We start from the raw sequence: 24096 nt of genomic DNA on the forward strand, positions 1-24096 counted from the left end.
CTTTTTTATCGTTGATACAATGTCAAATTGGATTTAGCTTGTAATATTTATAAAAAAGTCAAAGTTTTTGCTTAAAGTAGGATTTGAGTATTTAAATAACTGGATTCTGATTTGTGCTATCTAAAGTAGTAATAGGTTAAACAATATAATTAAGATGGCTATAAACAAATTTTATGGATGATATTTTTATTCAAATAGTTGCCTATCGGGATTTAGAATTAGTCCCAACAGTAGAAGAAGCGATCGCCCATGCAACTCATCCTGAACGCCTCACTTTTGGCATTTGTTGGCAGTATGGTACGGATGAGGAAAAGGACTATATCAGTAAAGTTAAAGGTATTAAAGATTGCCGTATTATTGCAGTGCCTGCTTCTGAAGCTCGTGGGGTCGGTTGGGCAAGGTCTTTGGTACAAAAGTTGTGGCAAAAGGAACGTTATACTCTACAAATTGATGCCCACATGAGATTTTTGCCTGGTTGGGACATAGAATTGATTAAAATGCTGGAAATGTGTCCCAGTGAAAAACCTCTTTTGAGTACTTATCCTCCTGCTTACAGACCCCCTAGGGAATTGGTTGGGGATACGCCAAGTCGTTTAGAAGCAAAGGAGTTTGGAGATCCTGGTATTTTAAGTTTGAGAGCAATAGGCGATTTGAGTAAATGTAGTATTCCACAACTAGGAGCTTTTGTTGCTGCTGGGTTTATTTTTGCAGATGGGTTAATTATTGAGGAAGTACCCTACGACCCAGAGATTTATTTTACTGGGGAAGAGGTGTTATTTGCTGCGAAAGCTTGGACAAGGGGATGGGATATTTATCATCCTAATCTTAGTGTTTGTTGGCATTTTTATAATACTGGTAAAAAGCGGGTTGTACATTGGGAAGATCATCAAAATTGGTGGGTACAAAATAAGATATCTGAATCTCGTTTTCGTCAGATTTTGGGAATGGAAACTGCAACGGAAGATTTTGGGATTTATGGATTAGGAAATGTCAGAAGTTTGGCAGAATATGAGGCGTTAGCTGGTGTGAGTTTTAAGGAGCGTTGGTTTATTCGTTTTATTTAGAATAATTGAATATTCTCAACTTCATTCTTTGCCGAGATGAGAAAGTCTGAACTCTGAAATCTCGGCAAAATCTGCGGAATATTCTGTCATTCCCAATTCTGAAAATTATCCTTATCCTTCCTACAATACTTTACTCATTAGTAGGAAATATAGACAGTTTCTGTTTGTTGTTTTTCCCAGTTATAGTTGAGGAGAAATGGGAGAAAAAATTTCTAGCGATCACTATATTTTAATTTCCTACGAGTTAAAGATTTTCAACTTCATTCTTTGCCGAGATGAGAAAGTCTGAACTCTAAAATCTCGGCAAGATCTTCGATAAAAAATTTGAGCTTAAATATTCAGCATAAATCTGAGGAGTCTTTTGGCAACCCCAATAATTCAAAGTTATTCTAGATATTTTTGTAGCTGCCTAAAGACTAGAGGCTAAGATTTTTTTATTTTCTCGAACATTTCTTCTGAGAATATTTTTAACTTTTTTCTTTCCTCTTTCTTTTAAGCTTTTGCCTCTGCTGAATCACTTCCGGGGGCGGACCATAATCTCCTCTTGAAAAATAAATTCGTTCTACTTGATGTTGTGGCTCAACCTCAATCCACAGACGAGCGCCTCCTGCCTGATTTCTGTTTGGCTGATGTGGCTGATAAACGATTTGGCAAGGTCCGTTAATTTTTAGAGCGTGGCAATAATTTTTTTGATCTCCCACTTTTACTGCAATTGCGGGATGAGAAGTTTTATTATCTCGGTTATAGTCAATAGTTTTTCGTAGAACATGAATAAAGGTATTGCCTGTACGTTCAGCCTTGTTCCAGGTTCCTTGAGGACCGCGACGACCGGGTACAATTTCTGGCACTCCTCGGCTGTTAAGAGGAATCATCCACAATCTTTTGACTTTGTAGGCTCCTAAAACTCTGTTTTGTTGGAGTAATATCCGCAGTCTACCTGTTGATATATTGAGTAAAAATGCTGCTTCTGTTGTACGAACTTCTGTACTCATAACTAGATCGTTATAGTATTTATATATAATTTCTATTATGTGGAATATTTTTAAGTATATTAGATAAGTCTACATGAAAATGGCTTATTGTTGAAATTTATCAAAGGCTGATTTTTATTATTAGGACTTACGCATGAACGCTATTGGTAGGGTGTGAAGCGTGCTAGCGTAACGCACCAATACGCCGTATGTATATAGTACCTTTGCGTAAGTCCTGATTATATATTTTTGACTTTTGATTTTATTTTTGTTCGTAATTATTAAATATTATTAAATGAGCCTTGTTGGCAATACCTAGGCTCATCTTTTTTTTATCGTGTTTTAGTCAATCCTTCTTGATATTAGAAACCCTGCTAACTTCTCACCTATCGCAATTCCTGTTCTTAAACCTCCTAAATCAGAAATTTTTGAATATCCTGTTTTTGGAGATGTTTGTATATTTATTGCCTCGTCATTAGGCAGTATAGGAGATATTTGTATATTTATTGTTTTGTCATTAAGCAGTACTAGAAACTCTGCAATTTTTTTAGAAAAATTACCTATATCTCGAATGAAAATTACAAATGTAACCAATTTTGCTGAAGAAGCGAGAATGTTACCTGCAAAAGGAATCAATTCTAATATTTGTGGAAGAATAAAAAACAAAATCAAGAAGATAACAAAATTCATAATTATAGAAATTTCATCTCTCTCTCCTTTATATTCTTTTCGAGTAAGTTCAACGGTACTATCTTGGTTTGAAATAAATAATTTTGGTACTTCATTTTCCTGGTTTCGCCTTCCCGACAAAAATTGAAATCCTACTTTACGTTTCGGTAAAATTTATCTAACTAAATACCTTTTTTTTACTTCACTAGGCTTAACATCCTTGATCTCAATTTCCTCTATACCCATTAAATTATCATTCAAAGGTGGCTCGAAAAATTGTTCTAAAATTCCAACGTTTGTAGAAAAAAGCTCAAAGGTAATTTCTTGGTTTTTAATGACTTTTCTACCAGTATTTTCAATATCGCAAGAGATTAGATACAAATCTGTAAGCTCATAATTTTCACCATAAAGGATACTAATATTTTTCTGATCTATATCTTTTTTAAACTCTAAAATATTTAATATATTTATTGTATAGGAAAGCTCCATTGCTTGGTCTTGACGTTGCTTTTTCGATGAGAAATAATTAAACAACGCTACTGAAAAACCAGAGATAATAGCAATAGCAACTTTTTGCCAAAAATCACTATTGTCTAATAGTGTTTGAATTATTTTCGGATATTCATTTAAGTTATCCATCTGATAATCTCCTTATTTTTTTTAATAACAATGGGGTGCATCTCTTATGTGCAAAAATACTTTTTTATTATTCCCTATTCCCTGTTCCCTGTTCCCTAAAAGCGATAAATTTTTGGCTTTATTCAAAATTGAGATGCACCCTGACAATGATTAATTTTATACCAATTTGTTAAATATATGGAAGAGTTTTATCACTATTTGTAATATTAAGCTCTCCCATTTTAATTAAATCTGATGAAATTCGCTATAGCTGACAACTATTAACTGCTAACTATTAACTGCTAACTGAATAAATGGTATAAGTTTCCAAATTTGTAATATTAAGCTCTCCCATTTTAATTAAATCTGATGAAATTCGCTATAGCTGACAACTAATAACTGCTAACTATTAACTGTTAACTAACAACTGATAACTGATAACTGTTAACTGTTAATCCACTGCCGAGTACCGAAATATTTACAAGAATGAGCCGCAATATTCGCAGCATTTGCCAAAGCTTCTGTAAATTCCCCATGAAAAATATAGTGACAAAAAGCTCCATGAAAAATATCACCAGCACCTAAAGTATCAACAGCATTAATTTTCGGAACTTCCACATTACCAAACTTACCTTGACTCAAATATTTAATAGGTTTTTCTCCTTGAGTAATAGCAATATGTGGAATATTTTGATTCGCTAAATAGGTAAAAACTTCCTCTTGACTTTCACAGTTAGGAGGATAAAAATTAGCAGAACAAATAGCATAATCAACAAAAGGTAAAATTTTCTCAAATCCTGGTTTCCAACTACCACCATCTATAACAATAGGAATATTTTTTGACTTAGCAAGTTGAACAATTTCTAAACTCGCCGCCATTTGATGACCGTCGATTAAAACAATATCAATATTATGAATAATTTCTGGGTCAATCAATTCTTTTGAAATTTGAGACTTAGTAGCATTGATAGAAATTACAGAGCGATCGCCTGTATTTTGAGTAGTAATAATTGATGAAACTGGTGGTGGTTCGGAACGATTTTTATCTAAGTCTTGTATTGTGACATTATGCTTTTCTAAATCTGCTCTAATTAGATGAGTTATCGGATGATTTCCTAACCCACACAGAAGAGTTGCTTGATTATCAAAGTAGCTAAATGTTACGGCGGCATTTGTGGCAGGTCCCCCTGCTGTAATAGTATAATCAGCAGCAACAATTTTTTGATTTTTTTCGGGATAAGTTGTTGTGAGATAAAGTAAATCTAAGGTTATTAATCCGACAAATAATCCGGTTTTAGTCATTGTTTTTTTTCGGGTTTACCAATTTCAAAAAATATATTTATATCCAAAAGTAAAGTAAGTATTGTATTAGGAACAATAAATCCAGGTATTCCTCAATATTAATGCTTAGGAGTAAAATTTGGTATTCACCTAAATCTTTAAAAAATTATCTAGCTCATAATCCCTAATATGGATAAAAAAAAATTTGCTACAAATCAAGGGTTGGGAATTAGAAATATTTACTACTACTACTTCTTAGTTCTGCAACAAACTTATTGTTCATAAAATTCCTCCATTAAAAAAGATATTTATCCTCCACAGTCAATATTCAGATGAAAAGATATAGATTTATCTTTGCTGTAGATAAATTTTGCCCTATTTGAATATCCGGTTTATCTTAAATATCAAGAAATTAAGGAGACAAATAGTCTGATGTGAGTCATTAATTTTTTCTGATAATCCATTCATAAATACTGGTGAAAAATTTTTGTCTAGTATGACACCACAAAAAATGCTTATCCAACTATTATCCTTGAAAAAATTACACTGAAAACTCATAACTAATTTGTCAAAAGATATTTATCCTCCACAGTAAGTATGATCATGAAAAAATATAGAGTTACTTACAGCTAAGATAAATTTTGCCCTATTTGAATATCCGGTTTATCTTAAATATCAAGAAATTAAGGAGACAAATAGTCTAGTGCTAGTCATAGCTAATTTGCCAAAAAATATTTATCCTCCAAAGTTAAGTATAAGAATGAAAAAATATAGAGTTACTTACAGCCAAGATAAATTTTGTCATCTTGAGAATGCCTGAATTATCATAAATATCAAGAAATTAAGGAGACAAATAGTCTGATGTGAGTCATTAATTTTTTCTGATAATCCATTCATAAATACTGGTGAAAAATTTTAGTAAAGTATGGCACTACAAAAAATGGCTATTACAACTATTATCCTTGAAAAAATTACACTGAAAGCTCATAGCTAACTTGCCAAAAAATATTTATCCTCCACAGTCAATATTCAGATAAAAAAATATAGAGTTACTTACAGCTAAGATAAATTTTGCCCTCTTTGAATATCCGGTTTATCTTAAACCTCAAGAAATTAATCTGACAAATAGTCTGATGTGAGTCATTAATTTTTTCTGTTCATCTATCTCATAGATACTTGTAAAAATTTTTAGTAGAGTATGGCACTACAAAAAACGCCTGTAACAACCATAAGATTCTAGTACACTGCAATTAATAGTTTTGATTTAAGTTTAAAACTAAGTTCTGATAACTATATAATAAATTTATTTATTGAAAATTGGTGTATCTAAAAATTAGTGTAAATGAATAAACTAAAAGTAAATTTTTGCTGTCCGAGAATGCCATCTAATCTGAAATTACGACACTATCAAGAGCAAGCTATTAATAATTGGTTTACAAATAGAGGTAGGGGAATTTTAAAGATGGCAACAGGTAGTGGAAAAACAATAACTGCCTTAGCGATCGCTACTCAACTTTATCAAAAAATTGCTTTACAAGCATTAATTGTGGTTTGTCCTTATCGTCATTTAGTAACTCAATGGGCAAGAGAATGTGAAAAGTTTAATCTTCAGCCAATTCTAGCTTTTGAGAATGTAAATACTTGGCAAAATCAACTTTCTACTACACTTTATAATATTCATTCTGGCTATGAAAAATTTATTACTGTTATTACTACAAACTCTACTTTTATTTCAGATAGTCTCCAATCTCAGATTAAATATTTTCCTGAAAAAACTCTGATTATTGGGGATGAAGCACATCATTTAGGTTCGCCTAAGTTAGAGAAGAGTTTACCAAAAAATATTGGTTTAAGACTTGCTTTGTCTGCCACGCCAGAAAGATATTTTGATGACCAAGGAACTACGGCAATTTTAGATTATTTTGGTGAAGTATTACAGCCTGAATTAACTTTAGCTGATGCCATTAGACAAGGTGCTTTAGCTCGTTATCTTTATTATCCAATTTTAGTGGAATTGACTGAAGCAGAAAGTCGGGCGTATGCTAAATTAACCTCGAAGATTGGTTGGGCATTATTATTATCAGAAAAAGAAAATGTAGAAATAGAAAAAGAAGATTTAACTGCTTTATTAATTCAGCGTTCCCGTTTAGTCGCTTCAGCAACAAATAAATTAACAGCATTAAAAGCATTAATGGCAAACCGTTTACAAACCAGTCATACTTTATTTTATTGTGGGGATAGTTCGGTAGAAACTGAAGATATTTCAAATTTAAGGCAAATGGAAGCGGTGGTAAGAATATTAGGTTATGAATTAGGTTATCGAGTTAATACTTATACTGCTGAAACTCCGATTAAGAAAAGAGAAAAATTAAGGCAACAATTTGAAAGTGGAGAATTGCAAGGTTTAGTAGCAATTAGATGTTTAGATGAAGGAGTAGATATACCAGCAATTAAAAATGCAGTTATTTTGGCAAGTAGTCAAAATCCACGACAATTTATTCAGAGAAGAGGCAGAATTTTACGACCTCATCCAAGTAAGGAAAGGGCAACTTTATTTGATATGATTGTTTTGCCTCCAGATATGGGTAGAAGTACATTGGAAGTAGAACGAAATTTACTGAGAAAGGAGTTAAAAAGGTTCTTAGAATTTGCCGATTTAGCAGACAACGCTGGAGAAGCTAGGGTGAAATTATTAAACATTCAAAAAAGATATGGATTATTGGATATTTAACTTGGAGGAAGGAAGAAGAAAGAAGGAAGAAGGAAGTAAAAAGTAAGAAGAAGTATTTCTGTGTTTTTAATTTATGAAAAAGAATAATTTCTAAGCTTCTAAAATTTCTCGTCTCAACCACTTAATAATATTATCTATTAAATTGGGATGGTGGGGTGAAATAGATTCTATATTGTCACATTTTTGGTCTGAGATAAGATAAATGGAATTACCAAGAGTGCTTAAGGAAGTGATAAATGTTTCGCTGAATGAGCGATCGCTTTTGGATGTGTAAAATATGAGTGCTATTTGTTTGTCTAATTTTTTCAGATTGAGTCGCAAGTATGTTTTGAGGGATGACATTGTAGTGGGGGTTGGTGTTATTTCTGGGCAACCTTTTTCTATCATTTCAATATAGATATCTGGGGCGGGGTTATCTGGGTTAGTAAAGTTTGCTCCGTCGATGCAGATAGGAATAATAGTTTGGTTTAGGTTGGGATTATTGGTGAGATTTTGGCGCAGAGTAATGGGAAGTTGGGTTAAGTTGAGGTGTTGAGTTGTGGTGGAGTTAATGACAGGAATATTATCGGTTGTTTCTGGGTAGGTGGTAGAAGTTGCAGAATGCCAAGCGTTGTAGAAGTCTGGGTAGCTCATGTGTTGGGCGCAGTGCCAAACAATTTCATTTGCAGCTATATATCGTGTGAAATTATCATTAGGAACTTTGTCTTGTACATACTCTTTGAAGCTAGTAACCATGATTTTTAATTGTTCTAGTTCAGTAATTTCCTTAAATAAGATAGTAATTTCAATTGGAAAGTCATTATTTTTAATAGTTGAAAAAAACTCAATAATTTTTTCAAGTATCCAAACATTTAAGAAAGTTCCGTTGTCTCTAAAAGCTGTTAGACACATTGTACGAAATAATGAATATTTATTGAATGTAATACGCTCTAAGAGTAGCTTGATTGTATCATTATCATTTGTATTAATTCCATACTGTATACATTTTAAAAAATTATAATCTACAGATTCAGATGTGATATTTTTATGAGTTACTAAAAAAAACTTAAAGTCTTCATATATTTGGATTTCTCTTTGATTAAATTCATTATTAGCTTCAAAACTATCATCAATTATTTCATTCTCAAGCTCTAATTTATTTGTGGTAATTTCATTCTCAAGCTCTAATTTATTTGTAGTAATTTCATTAAGTACAATATCTGCTAATTCAATGATGTTTGTATCATTATAATACTTGTGCAGTGTTTCTAATGCTTTGAAAATGCTTTTATCTCTAGAAATAATATCGACGATAAATCTATAAGCACATGAAAATATATCTTCTGATTTATGGATGTGCCATTGTATGCGAGGAATTAGTAGTAGATTTTTTAAAATTTCTGGTTCATTAAAAAAATGAGGATTAGATAAGCTATATTTTTCTATAAAATAGATCAAAATCAAGTATTCTTCTTCATTTTTTGCCCAGCTATATACGGTTATTATCTGATTTATCATTTCTAAATTGAGATTTCTTTTTTCCAATACTTTTAGTAATTGTAGAAAAACTCTAAATTCTCCGTTTGAGCACACCAGGTAAAGTAAAGCTTCATCGTATGTTTCATTCTTAATTTCTAACTTTTCTAATAAATCAACAAGATTTAAGATTATCATAGAACTTACTTCAGGTTGAATCATGGCTGAAATTATGATTTCTAGCAATTCATCGTTATCAGAGATATTCATTACATTAAAATTGCTTAGTTGAGCAAGTGTTACAGTTGTTAGCAACCGGATGTCATAGTCTTCACTAAACAGAAAAACTAAAAGCTTTTCTAAAACTTTTTGGCTTATTATTTCTGTATTTATACTTTTGGTTTTCAATAAAATGTTAATAATTATAAGACATTTTTTTTCCTCTTGATTAGTCAAAAATAATTCAACTAACCTAGTTATAGCTGGTGGATATAAATTTTCATGTTGTAATATAACCTTAGCAGCCTCTAATACAATTGAATCATTCCAATGTAAAAAATCAACTAATTTTGCTATTACAGATTCTTTTATTTGAGATATAGAAAATATACGAGACAAAAACTTAATAACCTTAAAACTACGACGATCATTTGTTGCATATTTTACGCAATTATTTAGTATATTTGAATCTAGAGTAGGCAATACCTTTAGAGAATCTAACAATAAATCCTCATAACACAAGTTTATAGGTTTAGTTAAATATGAGTGAATTAAACTAAATATTTCTTTGTTAAATAAAGAAGTTTCTGCTGTTATGTAAAAACCTGAAATTACAAAAGGTAGAATTTGATAACCGTAAAAAGATAAACACTCATCTAATTTAAAATAATTAAAAATTTTGAGAAACTTTTTTCCATCTTCTGGTGAACAATTACCACCTTCCATCCACATTAAAGCTACTTCTTGCCAGTATGAATTAAAAATTCGGTAGGTTGAGTTTGATACATCTCCAGGAATATGATTAAACAAAAACTCCCAGTTAGGAATAACAAGACTAGCAAAATATTCTTGAAAAGTTCGATGGAAAAACGTATAAACTTTATCTGTCTTAAATTTTTCGTCTACTAAAACTAATAAATCTAAATCTAAAGCCAACTTTAACAATTTATAATCCTGAATTTCTTTGTAAATTAAACTCTCAGATAGCCGAAACTTTTCCGAACTATCTAAACCAGCTAAAGCCACCCTACCTAAAGCTTGATGAAGTTCATTTTTTAAATTAAGCCTAACATTCCAATCAATATCTATTTTTTCAGGCTTCCACTCATAAAAATACCGGATAAACTGTTGATAAAGTCCTGCTTTTGTTTCTGGCAATTCTGCATTTTCGTCAAAATAAAAAATCTGACACAACAACGATAACCGCAGAGGATTTCTAACCAAATCATAAATCCTTTCATGGCGTGACTCTTTTAACTTTTCCTCCAACTTTTTACCCCGTTTTTCATTCTCAGCTTTAACAAACCACTGATGAATAAAATCATCGACTTGCTCAAATTTAAACTCCAAAGTTTTGTAAGTTTCAAAACCACTAAGAGGATTATTAAAATTAACATCCCAAACATTTGTGCGACAAGTTAAAACTACTCGCGCTGCATTTAAGAAACCAGTAAGTTGTTGTTGAATATTTCTCAGAGTTTTCCCTGCCGAACTTTCCCCTATTTCATCCACACCATCAAGCAACAACCACACCTCATTCTTTTGTAATAATTTTGTTAAAAGTTTCTCCAAAGTTGCTGAGTCAATATCTAAATCTATGAAAAACATCGCATTTGGCAACCACTTTTTCAGAATGTACTCTTCCAGTGTTTTTCCCTGCAAATCTCCCAATGGGATACATATATATAGATGGTTTGTGTTTTTCAGGTAGGTAGCAATTTTATCTAACCAAGTCGTCTTACCCGATCCTGCTTCTCCAACAATAGCAGTAAATTTATTTTTCTTCCCTTGAATAACATCCAACAAAAATTCATCATATTCGTAAGTGCGGGTAATAACCTCTTTCTCCCTGAACTTTTCCATCCCATTATTCTCACTGTGACGTTGTTGTAATTTGCGTTCAACTAACCCCAATTTCACAAATACTTCAACTTCACATCCTATTTGAGTTGCTTTACGTCTGAGTTGTTGAGTTGTTTGCTGCTTTTCCAGCATTTTTGCACATACTTCACGCCAATTAATTTTTATTTCAGTGGGGGTGGGAGGTAAGTTTTCTAGTTTTTTTCTGTAGTCTTTGAGGAGTCGAGAAACAGAATTTTCAGAAGTTTTACGCCAGTTAATTTTATTTCCAGAGTTAACTAAATTTTCTATTGCTGGATAGACTTCTTTAGATAAAGTTTGTCGAACAGTATCAGAAATATTTTTACTCTGATAGTTCAATTTTTTAGCTATTTCATTAGGAGAGTTAGCACACAAAACTCCTCGTAGAAATATTTTGGCATTTGGTGATAAAGATTTCCCACCTGCATCAGCTAAATCAAGATAAAGTCTATCTATTTCCCAATTTTGATAAGCTTCTGAAAATTCTTCTTCAAATGTCATTTACTTAAACTATTTTGATAAATCTACAAATCTAATTTTATCAATATTTATCATAGCACTTGTAAGCATTCAGCTATTAGCATTTCCTGCGGAATGCTGCGCAAACAGCCATCAGCTTTTGAACATATTCAAGCAAGAAATGAGGTTAGGTTATAGGCAATTTAATTAATGAATTTTAATCCTTCTTGGCGGATAATTCCCCTTCAGTATGATCATGAATTAATAACAAATAGCTGATAGCTGATGGCTGACTGCTTACTAGCACTCACAAAATACTCACAGTTTTACTCACACTTACTCACAGACTGTGAATAGATTTTATCTAATCTTCTAGATAAGCTGTAAATAGTTAACAGAAAGGAGAAAAAATTATGACTACTTATCAACTCAGCCTTTTCCCTAACACTGAATATATCTCTAGTAAATCTAATAATTTAGATGACTTATCTTCTGCTTATCGTAATTTTAAAAGTGGCGAAGTTATCAACGAATTAGAAATGAAAGTCATAGACATTTTGGAAATTGTTTTAGGAAATAATTTCCGTTATTGTCCCCAAATTACTCTCAATAGTATTTGTCTTAACGCTGGCTGGATACCCAAAAATATTTGGGAAATTTGGATTAATTCCAAAGTAGATATTGCTGTAATAGAACGAGGTTTAAAAACAAATCGTCAAGCAAAATTAGTAATAGAATGTCAGTCATTTTGCCATAAACTCCCAGAAGTAAAAGAAAACGACTACTACAAATATCAAATTTTATCTACTGTAAATATTCCGTTAATTTATGTAGATCAAGTTCCAGAAGATGAGCGTTTTTATCGCTTTTATACACCCAATGAAACAACCGGAATATTTTATAACTCGATCACTCAAGATAATAGACAGCAACTCAAAACATTTCTAGAACAAAACATTGTTCAAAAATAACCAAATTAATGGCAGTTTTAAAGTTATAAAGTTACTGAAAATTTAGGTTTGGTTGATGAAGGAAACCCAGCACGATCTTGGTGAGTTGGGTTGCGCTGTCGCTTAATCCAACCTACTAACTAAACCTAAACAATGTTAGAATAAAATTTGTTGGGCTAATATTAGATTTTGTGGGGCAACCTAGCTAAAATTAATTAAATATTTAGAATTAAATGTTTAGTGAGTATAAACCAATGAACCCAACCAATAAACAAGCCCAAACCTGTCTAAAAGTTTGTCAGATGATGATTACTATTAATTTAAAACCAGAAATTGAAGCTCTAATCCAACAAAAAGCTACGTCACAAGACTTATCAATTGAACAATATATTGAAATTTTAATAGAAAAATAAATTGAAAATATTGTTTCTGAAGTTGAGGAAACAGCCTACTTATTTAAAAGTGAAACTAACAAAAATAGGCTGTTAAATGCAATCGAAAATGTTGAACATCAAACAAATTTAATTGAACTTTCATTAGAGGAAGTTGAGTGAGTAAAAGAATTGCATTTGAAGCTTCTGCTTTTTCAGACTTTACTTAGTGGGTTATTTCAGTTATCAGTTATCAGTTATCAGTACCTCTGATGAAATTATTATTATTGCCTGTAAATACCATTATGAGCAATAAAAGAACTTTAGATATGATATTTTTTCTGCCGAATGATAGTTCATTAATGGATAACGGATAATGGATAATTACCTCTGGTTAAAACCGTTATTGATTGAAGATAAGGAAATATTATTTCTTCTCTTGGTCGATTGGATATGGCGAGGAGACCTCGCCATCCCTCGACCGCTTTTTTTCCTTAAAAGAGGAGGCTTTAAACCATAATTATTTAATTATTAATTAGGGCTTGCTGATTAAATATCAAAACATTTAGAGATAAAGGTTTCAAGAATTTTAGGTGCTGAAAAAGTAGCAGCTTTTCAGTTGATGGAGCGGAAAAAGTGAAGATTTTTCTATCATAATGATAGAAAAAGTAAGGGTGGATTATGAATGACTAGTTCTTCAGCTAACTCCCCTAGATCCTAACTCTTCACTACTCCCTACTCCCTACTCCCTACTCCCTACCATAGCAAAAAGACTTTCCATACGCAAACTCTAATTATTAATTATTCGGTAAAAAAAAGTAACTCCAGTTTATTTCAGACAGCTATCTCTAGCATTCTCTTATTTTTTTCAAAATTTACTCTTTCTTCCCTACTCCCTACTCCCTACTCCCTTCTGACATTAAAATGACTTCAAAATACTCAGACAAACCAACCACAGAAATATCAACTATTTTTTCAGAAAAGCAGTCAAAATATAATCATAAAACTCAAACAAAACTGAATAACATTCAAGAACCAATTACTACTGCACCCCCAGAAGTAAAGCAAATTATTGGGCGAGTATTACAACTAGAAAAAGACCGACTTTATAAAAAAACACCCCGGATAAACGATGATATTCTCAAAATTATCAAGGAAGCAGTTCAATGAAATTAATTTCAATTATTTTGTGTAATTTCCGTCAGTTTTACGGCAAAACACCAGAAATAATTTTGGCATCAGGGAAATGGAGTTTTTTTACTTCTTACTTCTTACTTCTTACTTCTTACTTCTTCCTTCTTCCTTAAATTAAGATGATATTCTCAAAAAAAGAAATAGCAGTTCAATGAAATTAATTTCAATTATTTTGTGTAATTTCCGTCAGTTTTACGGCAAAACACCAGAAATAATTTTGGCATCAGGGAAATGGAGTTTTCTTGCTTCTTACTTCTTCCTTAAATTAAGATGATATTCTCAAAAAAAGAAATAGCAGTTCAATGAAATTAATCTCAATTATCTTGTGTAACTTTCGTCAGTTTTACGGCAAAACACCAGAAATAATTCTGGCATCAGGCCAGAAAAATACAACAATAATTCATGGCAATAATGGTGCAGGTAAAACTACCATAATGAACGCCTTTACTTGGGTACTTTATGAAAAATTTAGCGCCGCTTTTGTAGTAGAAACTCAACTGGTAAATAAACGAGCAATTACAGAAGCAAAACTTGGTAAAGCCATAGCTTGTTGGGTAGAAATTTTATTTGAACATGATAATAAACGGTATCAAGCTAAACGTTTATCACGAGCTTATAGGAATGAAAAAAATGAAATTGAACATGGTAAAAGTGAGTTATATATGCAAATAGCTGGAGATGACGGACGTTGGTCTCCACCCCCAGAACATCCTGATGATATTATTGGTAGAATTTTGCCAGAAAGTTTACATCGATATTTCTTTTTTGACGGAGAAAGAATTGAGTATATTGTTAGAGATGACCGGAAAAGTGAAATAGCAGAAGCAACGAAAGAATTATTAGGAATTGAAGTATTAAATCGTTCTGTTAGACATTTAGGGGAAGCAAAAAAATCCTTAGAAACTGATTTGAGATTAATTGGTAATCCTGAAACTAAAAAACTGCTGAAAGAAAAAAATCAAATTGAACAAGAAATTAACAAATTATCAAAACGCCAAACAGAGATAGAGAAAGAATTGCAAAATCATCGAGAAGTTAAGAAAGAAATTAGTAGTCGTTTAGTGGAATTTAAAGGTGCAGAAGGATTACCCCAACAAAAAGACCAATTAAATCTCCAGGTATTATCAATCAAAGAACAAATATTACAAGCTAATCAGGGGTTAAAAAGAGCTATATCAACTCGTGGTTATATGGTTTTCTTGTCAGATGCCATAGAAAAATTCCGAGAAATTTTTGGTAATTTAAAAGAAAAAGGTGAGTTACCTATAGGAATAAAAAGACAGTTTGTACAACAATTATTAGACAAACAACGTTGTATTTGTGGAGCAGAATTAACTATAGGTTCTCTAGGGAGAAAATCAGTAGAAAAATGGATGGAAAAAGCCGAAATTGCTGATGTAGAAGAAACCGTAATTAGAATTAGTATACAGATAGATGAAATTGACAAACAAGTACTAGAGTTTTGGGATGAAGTCGATCGACAACAAGCTAATATCGAAAAATTGCGTTATCAACTTTCACGGGTTGAAAATGAATTAGAATCAGTTCATAAAAAACTACGAAATTATCCAGACGAAGATATTCAGCAGTTACAAAAACGGTTAGATGAAATAGAAATCAAGGTAGGAAACTTAAATCGAGAAACTGGCTCAAACTCTCTACAACTAGAAACTTTAAATAAAGAAATAAAAATCTTAGATAAACAACTTGATAAACAACAAATGAATGAATTAAAACAAGTTTTAGCTCAAAGGCGAATTGCAGCTACTCAAGATGCTATCAATAGATTGATAGAAGTCCGAGGGCGTCTAGAAAAACAGTTTAGAGTTTCTTTAGAAAAACGAGTACAAGAATTATTTTCAGAAATTTCTTTTACTCCCTATATTCCTAAATTGAATGAAAATTATGAATTAACTTTAGTAGAAAATACTGGTGGAGAAGATGCTTTAGTTGCCGCTTCTACAGGAGAAAATCAAATCCTCAGTTTGGCATTTATTGGCAGTATTATTGACGAAGTACGAATCTGGAGTCAAAAAAACACTTTAATGGGACCCGATAGTAGCACTTTTCCCATAGTAATGGATTCCCCTTTTGGCAGTTTAGACGAAATTTATCGCAGACAAATTGCCAATATTATTCCTCAACTAGCAAATCAATTAGTTGTATTAGTAACTAAAACTCAATGGCGAGGAGAAGTAGCGGAAGAAATGGCTAATTATATTGGTAGAGAATATGTGCTTTCTTATAATTCTCCAAAATTAGATTGTGAAGAGGATGCTATTCAGTTAAATGGAGAATCTTATCCTTTGGTAAAACGTAGTCCGAATGAATTTGAATATACAGAAGTGCTGGAAGTAGATTATGATTAAACCTCTGGCAAAAGTGTTAATTAAATCGTAAGCATTTCCTGCGGAATGCTTACATTAAATCAATTCAAGACTATGAAATAAACAATTTTATCAAAATAATATGGGTATAAAACCCCGCCTTTTAAGGCGCAATATTTTTGGAGTCTTGCTCAAATCCCTGTTAAAAAAATAACTTCTGACTCACAGGAGTGCGCATTCCGCAAGCGAGCTGGCGTCGTCGCGGGGTCGCACCGCTTCTGACTTCTGACTTCTGACTTCGTTAACTCCCTATTCCCTATTCCCTGACTTCTGCAAGAAGTCTTTTAAACTCTAAACAGTAGAATATATAGCAGTCTAAGGAAAAGTTAGAACATATCAAAAGTTTAAAACTCAGACAACGCAAGATTCTTCCTTCTTACTTCTTATTTCTTCCTTCTGCTATAACTATACAATTTCACAGAAGTCATCCATCAATTGCCTAATCATGAGAAAAATTTCCTCCGGAAATACTGCGCAAACAGCTAGTTCAACAATTAATAATTAATAATTAACAATTATCTCTCCTTGAAAAGAAGAGGATTGACGCGGAGCGTGAAAATTTTTTCTTCTCTTGGTCGATTAGATATGGCTCCGAGAACTAGCTATCCCACCCTACGGGAAGCTACGAAGATCGACCACTTTTTTCTTCTTTAAAGGAGAAGCTTTAAACCTTAATTATTCGGTAAGACAAACTCAAGACAGTCATCCTTTAAAATTGCATGAACACCTAAACTTTGATTGAAAATAATTTCAAATGATTATTTCACCTCATTAGATATAACCGAAAAATTTTGGCCTCAAGGCTCCCTTTTTAAGGGGATAAAAAAGATAATATTCAATATTTAAACCTTCTTGTTTCAGATAGATGTACTGTTAACGCAGTTCCTCCAGCAGAAAGCTAACTGATAACTGAAATGACATTATTTATGTGAATTAGTTTCGTAATATAGCACTACGGATTTAGGTTATACCATTTCTCCATGAAGTTGCACTTAATATAAAGATGAGAATAGTCAGTTTAATCAGGTCTGAGCAATAATTATTAAGCGCATTGTTACAGAGAAATGGTATTAGGACACTACTAAACCCTGTTTACGGAGCATTGACCTAGGAAAAAGCAGCGTCAGAGATTACTTTTGACTTTTGACTTTTAACTTCTAACTTGCGCGTAGCGCTATATCAACTCAAGTTTTTAAGTGGAGATATTGTGGAGTAATCTCACCCTTTTTATCCTGGATTTATACATAGATTATTCCCTTATCGCTGCCCTCGTTTGTGTAGCATGACAAACGGAAAGTCAGAAATAGGAACTCATCAAGTCAGAAGTTTTTTCGCACGATCATTTTCGGTAATAAAATCTCTATTTTATGACGGAAAATAGGGTGACACGACCCCCGCTATAAATTTTATTTTAGCCATTGAAAATTAGTGGTGAGTAACAATCTCCCACTAATTTTAACCTCTAACTTTCCTGCGGAATACTGCGCAAACACACTTCTGATTTCTGAGTTCTTGAATATAGCTCCTCGGAAAAAGGTAAAATAGTCAAATGTTAAATAAGAGAGAAATTATGATACATAATATTCAAGATATTGAAGGCATGAACTCTGTATATGCTAACAAATTAATAGAAGTAGGTATTACTAATGTCGCAGAACTATTAAAAAAATGTTCCTCTCTCACAGGAATAGAAGAATTAGAGCAAGCTACTACCATTGAAAAAGACCTGATTATTCAGTGGGTAAATTTTGCTGATTTATCACAAATTAAAGGAATAGACCTGGAATATTTTTCCCTATTATCAGCTTTAGGAATACATACAACTTCTCAGTTAAAAAATCGCTTTCCTGAAACACTCCACTCTCAGATAATGAAGCTTAACCGTCAAAAACAACTGGTACAACGCTTACCTAGTTTAAGTCTTGTTAGAAGTTGGGTTGCTCAGGCAACAAATATTCAAAGAAAAACTGCCCATAACAATGTGCCAACTACTAAATTACCATCAAAAAAATGGTCTATAGATTGGTCTGATTAAGAAAAAAGGTAGTGTTCAACAATTAATAATTAATAATTACCTCTCCTTGAAAAGAAGAGGATTGACTAATCATGAAAAATTTTTCTCTCTTGGTCGATTGGATATGGCGAGGAGACCTCGCCATCTCTCGACCGCTTGTTTCTCCTTGTAGAGCGACAGCTTGCGGCGCAGCCAAGGAGAGGCTTTAAACCTTAATTATTCGGTAAACAAATAATGATTTTTGAAGTTTAACTCCTAACAATTAAAGGAATATACTACTAATATCCTGACATCTTTAGGACTACGAGAAAAAACAGCAACCCTACAGCTTAAAGTTAAAAAAAATCTAGCGAGAAATCCCATAAAATCTCATTGTGTGAAGCACAAAAAATCGCCTAGGTTTTTGCCTTGTATTGCTCAAATAATTGTGAGAGAATTTAAGTATAAGGGTCAACTCGCCCCTTTACTTGACTTTTTATTCAACCAAATAATATACATGAAATACTCAGCACTCACTGCCACAAATAGTCTCAAGAAATAGAGGTGATTTTTATGAGTTATCTATATAGAAGCGATCGCTCTGCTGAGAATCCCCACTAAAATCTCATTGTGTGAAGCACAAAAAATCGCCTAGGTTTTTGCCTTGTATTGCTCAAATAATTGTGATAAAGTTCTTATATTAGGAGTTGTTCGCCCCTACACATGACTTTTTATTCAACGCCACAGATGAAATACTCAGCTTCAATTACAGGAAGTTTAAATGCCCCTATGAATTTACCTTTTTCGGTTCTTCAGTCTCACACCATTTCTTCAAAGTAATTTCTATTAGGTATATAAAAGGGATGTAGCTACCGCACTTGCTCCGTCAACCCTCTACTGAGAATCCCCACGAAATTGTCATTGTGTGAAGCACCAAAAAAACCTTTGGGTTTTTTGCCTTGCATTTCTCAAATAATAGTGATACAGTTCTTATGTTGGGAGTTGTTCGCCCCTACACATGACTTTTTATTCAACAAAAAAATAGTATTTCACATAAATATAAATTTTTATCATTTCCCTTATGGGTTTAATACCCCACCGTCTACACGGTGCTCAAAATTGTTTGGGGTGAGAATCCCCATGCAATTTTCCCTTCTGCCTTCTGCCTTCTGCCTTCTGCCTTCTGCCTTCTGCCTTCTGCCTTCTGCCTTCTTCAATCGTTTTCAGTTAGAAAGAATTTAAATAACTCTCCTATGAGAAATCCAGCTATTTAATTGTAATTTGATCGAGAAACATCAGACTTTTTAAACACTAAAAAATGTTGTTGTGGTAAAAAATCATCAGTCTCTTGCCAAACCAAACCCACAGAATTCATTTCTTTTTTTACCTGTTTCTCAGTCATCTTGTGCAAACCTTTAATCATAATCATCGGATTTTCACCCCGATATTCCAATAAAATAACCCGCCCACCAGACTTCAAAGCAGCAACTATTCCTAACATCATTTCTCGCGGATATTCAAACTCGTGGTAAGCATCAACTAACAAAGCAATATCAACAGTAGAAGAAGACAAATTAGGATTATTTACATCCCCTAAAACCGTCTCAATATTAGTAATATTTTCCTCATTTTTAACAAAATTAATTAACTCCAACATCTCCGGTTGTATATCTACCGCAATCACCTTACCTTGAGGAATCAAAGAACTAATTCTAAAAGTAAAATAACCAGTACCAGCACCAATATCTGCCACAACATCAGTAGGTTTTAAATCAAGACGATCGATAGCACTTTGAGGATTTTCTCTATAACTTCTGCTAGGTCTTTCTAACCATGCAGCACCTTCATGACCCATAACTTTAGCTATTTCTCGACCTAGATAAAATTTCCCAAGACCTTCCGGATTATGGATAGTTTTATATTGATAAATTCCATCTGAAGTAGCAGCAACATTAGTTTTTATAGAACAAGCATTTAAGAGTAGACTTAGAATAAGTATACATAAAATTATACCTATATTTTTCAAAGAGTTAATGAACAGTATATTCATAGCAAACTAGAATTAAATAACTGGAATCATACTATCATATTCCACAAGAATACTAATTAAAGCCAAAGCAAAATTTAGTTATAACTACTTTCCTTATACTTACCTGATATATCTGTTGTTAGCAGTTGTATTTAAGAGGTTAGCCTAAGAAACTCTGATTTTTAATAAATCCTATTTCTCAAAATAAATCTCAATAATTTTTATCCTTAAACAGAGAATATTAAAGCCTAAAATAATTAATAATTAATTATTAGGTTACTTGGAGTCAAAATGCTATATATCCAAGCACAAACACATAATTTTAAACTGAATAAATTTAGTTATACCACAAGTGATAAACAACATAAATATTCCCATCTTTACCCCTTTGGTATATATTTTGATTTGAGATACAGTAGTTTGTAGCAATTTGATAAATAAATAAAAATAGTTGAAAAAGTAATATAATTATGCCTCAAGAATATAATAAATTAGTGCGTTATCGCATTCCCTAAATTATCCGTAAAAGTGGTTTAGAGTGTAAAACTATAACTCTCTCAGAAACAGAATATCGCCAAGCATTACGAAATAAACTTATTGAAAAAGCCCAAGAAACAACAACAGCAAGTAGCGCTGATTTAGCTATAGAAATAGCTGACTTATTAGAAGTAGTAGATGCTTTACTTAAAAGTTACGGTATTTCTCATAATCAAATTATACTCGAACGAGACAAAAAACGGGCAACTAAAGGAGATTTTGAGCAGAAAATCATGTTATTGTGGACAGAAGAAAATACTACTAAATAGAAACCATTAAAAATGTCAATAAAAAACATATCAACTAATACACCTTGGGAAACAATTGTAGGTTATTCCCGTGCAGTACAAATCGGTAATTTTATTTACGTTTCAGGCACTACTGCTACCGATAAAACAGGGAAAATTATTAGTACAGATGCTGATGAACAAAATGTACAAATTATCCAGAATATTGAAACAGCTTTACAGACAGTCGGAGCAAGTTTAAAAGACGTACTGAGAACCAGAATTTATGTAACAAATATCAAGGAATGGGAACAAATAGGTAAGGCACATAGTACATTATTTGGTGAAATTAAACCCGCTACTACAATGGTATAAGTAAAGCGTTTAATATCTCCAAAAATGTTAGTATAAATTGAAGCAAATGCTGATATTTCAGAAGAAGAATAAAGAGGTTAAATATCTACATTATATTTAATCATACTATAGATAATATTCAATAATTAATAATTAATTATCCCTTTTAAGGATAGAATTTGCGAACAGGGTTTTTTTGTTTATTTCTTCTTGTAGAGCGACAGCCTGTAGTGTAGCTAAAAAGAGGATTTAAACCTTAATTATTCGGTGAAAAATTCATAGCTTTTATCTATAAATTTTGAAAATTTTACAAATCCCAAATAGATTAATATATTGAATTTTTAGTAATGAATAGAATAAGAATTGCCAGAGATAAAGCAGATTTAGTCAAAGCTTTAACCGAGTCAGAAGAAAAAACAGGTCCTTTTAAAACTTATGCTGATGTAATGGTATTTGCCGCATCTTTAGCAATTAAGAAAAACCACCGAGTTCCACTAACAGAAATTTCTCAAAGAGAACCAGGTCCAATTAGTATAGAAGTGTTTTGGTCTAGGGGATATGAAAATATTATTAAATTAATCGCGATCGCCGACACAAAAGATACACAAATTCTCTCTCCAACAAATGAAGAAATAGAAGAAAATTACATTAAAATATTTGAAGAATATGCCAATGGAGGGTTAGAAATATTACGAGATGAAATGCGGGGTGCAGTAGATTATTCAGAACGACTTTTATTAGTCTTAATTTCCCAGAGATATCAAAAATCTCAGCCAGAAGCAGAATTTGATTTAACTAAATTTTTGAAATAAATAAAAAAACCTCACTGGCAAACCCAACTGAGACCCTTAATCACAATAATTTTTAACATCTATCTAGCTACTTAATATTAATGTTATCTTTTCTCAGCCTGAATTATCATCAAATCAAATAATATCATGTCCGGATAATAGCGTGATAAAAAAACTTTCTCCTTCTCCTCATCTTTCTTCTTCTTTCTTCCCTCCTGACTCGGTCATCCTTCATCGTTTATTTATAACTGTTCAACCGAAGATGATATAACTCTTTTTTGACTTTTGACTTTTGACTTTTAATTTTTAACTTTTGACTTATAGTTTAGGTGCGCCCATACAGGTATGATGACGATATTGAGCATCAAAAAGGGAACGCAAATTAAAGAATCATGCGAATTTTATTTGTGGCAGCTGAAGTAGCTCCTTTAGCCAAAGTTGGTGGTATGGCCGATGTAGTCGGAGCCTTACCCAAAGTGCTACGGGCCATGGGTCACGATGTCCGTATCTTTATGCCTTACTATGGCTTTCTGGGCGACAAAATGGAAATTCCAGAACAACCAATCTGGGAAGGAAATGCCATGTATCAAAGCTTTAGCATTTATGAGACGGTACTACCAAAAAGCGACGTGCCGTTGTACCTATTTGGCCATCCAACTTTTTGGCCACGTCGTATCTACTACGGAGATGACGAAGACTGGAGGTTCACTCTATTTGCCAATGGAGCGGCTGAGTTTTGCTGGAATGGCTGGAAACCAGATATTATTCATTGCAATGACTGGCACACAGGCATGATTCCAGTTTGGATGCACGAAACCCCAGATATTAAAACCGTATTTACTATTCATAACCTAGCTTATCAAGGACCTTGGCGCTGGTTATTAGAAAGAATTACTTGGTGTCCCTGGTATATGGAGGGACATAATACAATGGCTGCAGCAATACAGTTTGCCGACCGGGTAACTACTGTTTCTCCTACTTATGCAGGTCAGATCCAAACACCAGCTTATGGCGAACGCCTAGATGGTTTAATGTCTTTTATTAGCGGTAAGTTAACAGGTATTCTTAATGGTATTGACCTGAACTTTTATAATCCAGCTAATGACAGATACATTGCTCAAACTTATACTATCGATACCTTAGAAAAACGTGCTGCTAATAAAATTGCTCTCCAAGAAGAGGTAGGCTTTGAAGTAAATAAAAACACGTTTTTAACAGGAATGGTCTCCCGACTGGTAGATCAAAAAGGACTTGATTTAATGCTGCAAGTATTGGATCGGTTTATGGCTTATACCGATAGTCAGTTTATATTGTTAGGCACAGGCGATCGCTTCTATGAAACCCAAATGTGGCAGATAGCTACTCGTTACCCTGGTCGTATGAGTGTCCAACTTTTATATAATGATGCCCTATCTAGGCGGATCTATGCAGGTACCGATGCTTTTTTAATGCCTAGTCGGTTTGAACCTTGTGGTATTAGCCAATTGTTGGCCATGCGTTATGGTAGTGTACCTATTGTGCGTCGCACAGGAGGTTTAGTTGATACAGTATCTTTCCATGACCCGGTTAACAATACTGGTACTGGCTATTGCTTCGATCGCTATGAACCACTAGACTTCTTTACTGCAATGGTTAGAGCTTGTGAAGCTTTCCGCTTTAAAGAGCAATGGCAAGAATTACAGAAACGTGGTATGAGAGAAAACTTTAGTTGGGACAAATCAGCTCAGGAGTATATTAAAATGTACAAATCAATACTTGGCTTACCTGAGGAAGAAACAACAACAGACAAGGAGCCTGAATTAGTCTAGTAAAACCTAATTTTAGAATAGGAATTGAGTTAAAACACCCAATTCCTTATTTCTTTATTTCTTTTTATAGAAAGCTTGTACTGAAATGTATCAGTTGTCAGCTTTTT

At 32.8% G+C, this 24096-nt stretch carries 16 protein-coding genes; 10 read left to right on the forward strand and 6 right to left on the reverse strand.

Annotated elements, in window-relative coordinates:
- Positions 1 to 173 precede the first annotated feature (173 nt).
- Positions 174 to 1064 (forward strand): GlcNAc-transferase family protein, encoded by an 891-nt coding sequence (locus F6K23_RS27165; RefSeq protein ID WP_293161562.1) that lies wholly within the window; start codon positions 174 to 176, stop codon positions 1062 to 1064.
- 467 nt (positions 1065 to 1531) lie between these two features.
- On the opposite strand, the gene F6K23_RS27170 is transcribed toward F6K23_RS27165, so the two are convergent.
- The 4 genes from F6K23_RS27170 to F6K23_RS27185 all read right to left on the reverse strand — a co-directional run bounded on the left by F6K23_RS27170 (position 1532) and on the right by F6K23_RS27185 (position 4624).
- Positions 1532 to 2056: a DNA-binding protein gene (locus F6K23_RS27170; RefSeq protein ID WP_293161564.1), complete on the reverse strand. Its 525-nt coding sequence runs from the start codon at positions 2054 to 2056 to the stop codon at positions 1532 to 1534.
- A gap of 321 nt (positions 2057 to 2377) precedes the next feature.
- Entirely contained in the window at positions 2378 to 2845 is a 468-nt protein-coding gene (locus F6K23_RS27175) for a hypothetical protein (protein WP_293161566.1), read from the reverse strand.
- A gap of 33 nt (positions 2846 to 2878) precedes the next feature.
- Positions 2879 to 3343: a hypothetical protein gene (locus F6K23_RS27180; RefSeq protein ID WP_293161568.1), complete on the reverse strand. Its 465-nt coding sequence runs from the start codon at positions 3341 to 3343 to the stop codon at positions 2879 to 2881.
- Between the two features lie 423 nt (positions 3344 to 3766).
- A complete protein-coding gene (locus F6K23_RS27185; RefSeq protein WP_293161570.1) occupies positions 3767 to 4624 on the reverse strand; it encodes a sugar kinase in 858 nt (285 codons plus the stop codon).
- A gap of 1321 nt (positions 4625 to 5945) precedes the next feature.
- Between F6K23_RS27185 and F6K23_RS27190 the strand changes: the two genes are divergently transcribed.
- Positions 5946 to 7334, forward strand: coding sequence for a DNA phosphorothioation system restriction enzyme (locus tag F6K23_RS27190; protein WP_293161572.1), 1389 nt, complete (start codon positions 5946 to 5948; stop codon positions 7332 to 7334).
- 90 nt (positions 7335 to 7424) lie between these two features.
- Here the strand turns inward: F6K23_RS27190 and F6K23_RS27195 are convergent, their stop codons facing one another.
- Positions 7425 to 11390 (reverse strand): NACHT domain-containing NTPase, encoded by a 3966-nt coding sequence (locus tag F6K23_RS27195; protein ID WP_293161574.1) that lies wholly within the window; start codon positions 11388 to 11390, stop codon positions 7425 to 7427.
- Positions 11391 to 11761: 371 nt separating this feature from the next.
- On the opposite strand from F6K23_RS27195, the gene F6K23_RS27200 reads away from it, so the two are divergent.
- The 5 genes from F6K23_RS27200 to F6K23_RS27220 all read left to right on the forward strand — a co-directional run bounded on the left by F6K23_RS27200 (position 11762) and on the right by F6K23_RS27220 (position 18285).
- Positions 11762 to 12319, forward strand: a complete 558-nt coding sequence (locus F6K23_RS27200) for a hypothetical protein (protein ID WP_293161576.1) — start codon at positions 11762 to 11764, stop codon at positions 12317 to 12319.
- A gap of 233 nt (positions 12320 to 12552) precedes the next feature.
- A complete protein-coding gene (locus F6K23_RS27205) occupies positions 12553 to 12711 on the forward strand; it encodes a hypothetical protein (protein WP_293161578.1) in 159 nt (52 codons plus the stop codon).
- 882 nt (positions 12712 to 13593) lie between these two features.
- Entirely contained in the window at positions 13594 to 13839 is a 246-nt protein-coding gene (locus F6K23_RS27210) for a hypothetical protein (protein WP_293161580.1), read from the forward strand.
- Positions 13840 to 14165: 326 nt separating this feature from the next.
- The gene (locus F6K23_RS27215) at positions 14166 to 16232 is read left to right on the forward strand and encodes an AAA family ATPase (RefSeq protein WP_293161582.1); all 2067 of its coding nucleotides are present in this window, start codon (positions 14166 to 14168) and stop codon (positions 16230 to 16232) included.
- A gap of 1567 nt (positions 16233 to 17799) precedes the next feature.
- Entirely contained in the window at positions 17800 to 18285 is a 486-nt protein-coding gene (locus tag F6K23_RS27220; RefSeq protein ID WP_293161584.1) for a DUF4332 domain-containing protein, read from the forward strand.
- A 1228-nt stretch (positions 18286 to 19513) separates the two neighbouring features.
- Here F6K23_RS27220 and F6K23_RS27225 read toward each other — a convergent pair.
- Positions 19514 to 20293 (reverse strand): class I SAM-dependent methyltransferase, encoded by a 780-nt coding sequence (locus F6K23_RS27225; RefSeq protein ID WP_293161586.1) that lies wholly within the window; start codon positions 20291 to 20293, stop codon positions 19514 to 19516.
- Positions 20294 to 21090: 797 nt separating this feature from the next.
- Here F6K23_RS27225 and F6K23_RS27235 point away from each other — a divergent pair.
- The 3 genes from F6K23_RS27235 (at position 21091) to glgA (ending at position 23989) form a co-directional block, all read left to right on the forward strand.
- Positions 21091 to 21411, forward strand: a complete 321-nt coding sequence (locus tag F6K23_RS27235) for a RidA family protein (RefSeq protein WP_293161588.1) — start codon at positions 21091 to 21093, stop codon at positions 21409 to 21411.
- Positions 21412 to 21737: 326 nt separating this feature from the next.
- Positions 21738 to 22202, forward strand: a complete 465-nt coding sequence (locus F6K23_RS27240) for a DNA phosphorothioation-associated protein 4 (protein WP_293161589.1) — start codon at positions 21738 to 21740, stop codon at positions 22200 to 22202.
- A 371-nt stretch (positions 22203 to 22573) separates the two neighbouring features.
- On the forward strand, positions 22574 to 23989 hold the full coding sequence (gene glgA, locus F6K23_RS27245) for a glycogen synthase GlgA (protein ID WP_293161591.1): 1416 nt from the start codon (positions 22574 to 22576) through the stop codon (positions 23987 to 23989).
- Positions 23990 to 24096 lie beyond the last annotated feature (107 nt).

Source organism: Okeania sp. SIO2C9 (assembly GCF_010672455.1).
In the GTDB taxonomy this organism is placed as follows: Bacteria; Cyanobacteriota; Cyanobacteriia; order Cyanobacteriales; family Microcoleaceae; genus Okeania.

Coding starts and splice junctions, on each gene's coding strand:
- F6K23_RS27200 (WP_293161576.1), top strand. CDS start 11,762: ATGACTACTTATCAACTCAGCCTTTTCCCTAACACTGAATATATCTCT.
- F6K23_RS27195 (WP_293161574.1), bottom strand. CDS start 11,390: ATGACATTTGAAGAAGAATTTTCAGAAGCTTATCAAAATTGGGAAATA.
- F6K23_RS27240 (WP_293161589.1), top strand. CDS start 21,738: ATGAATAGAATAAGAATTGCCAGAGATAAAGCAGATTTAGTCAAAGCT.
- glgA (WP_293161591.1), top strand. CDS start 22,574: ATGCGAATTTTATTTGTGGCAGCTGAAGTAGCTCCTTTAGCCAAAGTT.
- F6K23_RS27190 (WP_293161572.1), top strand. CDS start 5,946: ATGAATAAACTAAAAGTAAATTTTTGCTGTCCGAGAATGCCATCTAAT.
- F6K23_RS27220 (WP_293161584.1), top strand. CDS start 17,800: ATGTTAAATAAGAGAGAAATTATGATACATAATATTCAAGATATTGAA.
- F6K23_RS27185 (WP_293161570.1), bottom strand. CDS start 4,624: ATGACTAAAACCGGATTATTTGTCGGATTAATAACCTTAGATTTACTT.
- F6K23_RS27180 (WP_293161568.1), bottom strand. CDS start 3,343: ATGGATAACTTAAATGAATATCCGAAAATAATTCAAACACTATTAGAC.
- F6K23_RS27170 (WP_293161564.1), bottom strand. CDS start 2,056: ATGAGTACAGAAGTTCGTACAACAGAAGCAGCATTTTTACTCAATATA.
- F6K23_RS27165 (WP_293161562.1), top strand. CDS start 174: ATGGATGATATTTTTATTCAAATAGTTGCCTATCGGGATTTAGAATTA.
- F6K23_RS27235 (WP_293161588.1), top strand. CDS start 21,091: ATGTCAATAAAAAACATATCAACTAATACACCTTGGGAAACAATTGTA.
- F6K23_RS27210 (WP_293161580.1), top strand. CDS start 13,594: ATGACTTCAAAATACTCAGACAAACCAACCACAGAAATATCAACTATT.
- F6K23_RS27215 (WP_293161582.1), top strand. CDS start 14,166: ATGAAATTAATCTCAATTATCTTGTGTAACTTTCGTCAGTTTTACGGC.
- F6K23_RS27225 (WP_293161586.1), bottom strand. CDS start 20,293: ATGAATATACTGTTCATTAACTCTTTGAAAAATATAGGTATAATTTTA.
- F6K23_RS27205 (WP_293161578.1), top strand. CDS start 12,553: ATGAACCCAACCAATAAACAAGCCCAAACCTGTCTAAAAGTTTGTCAG.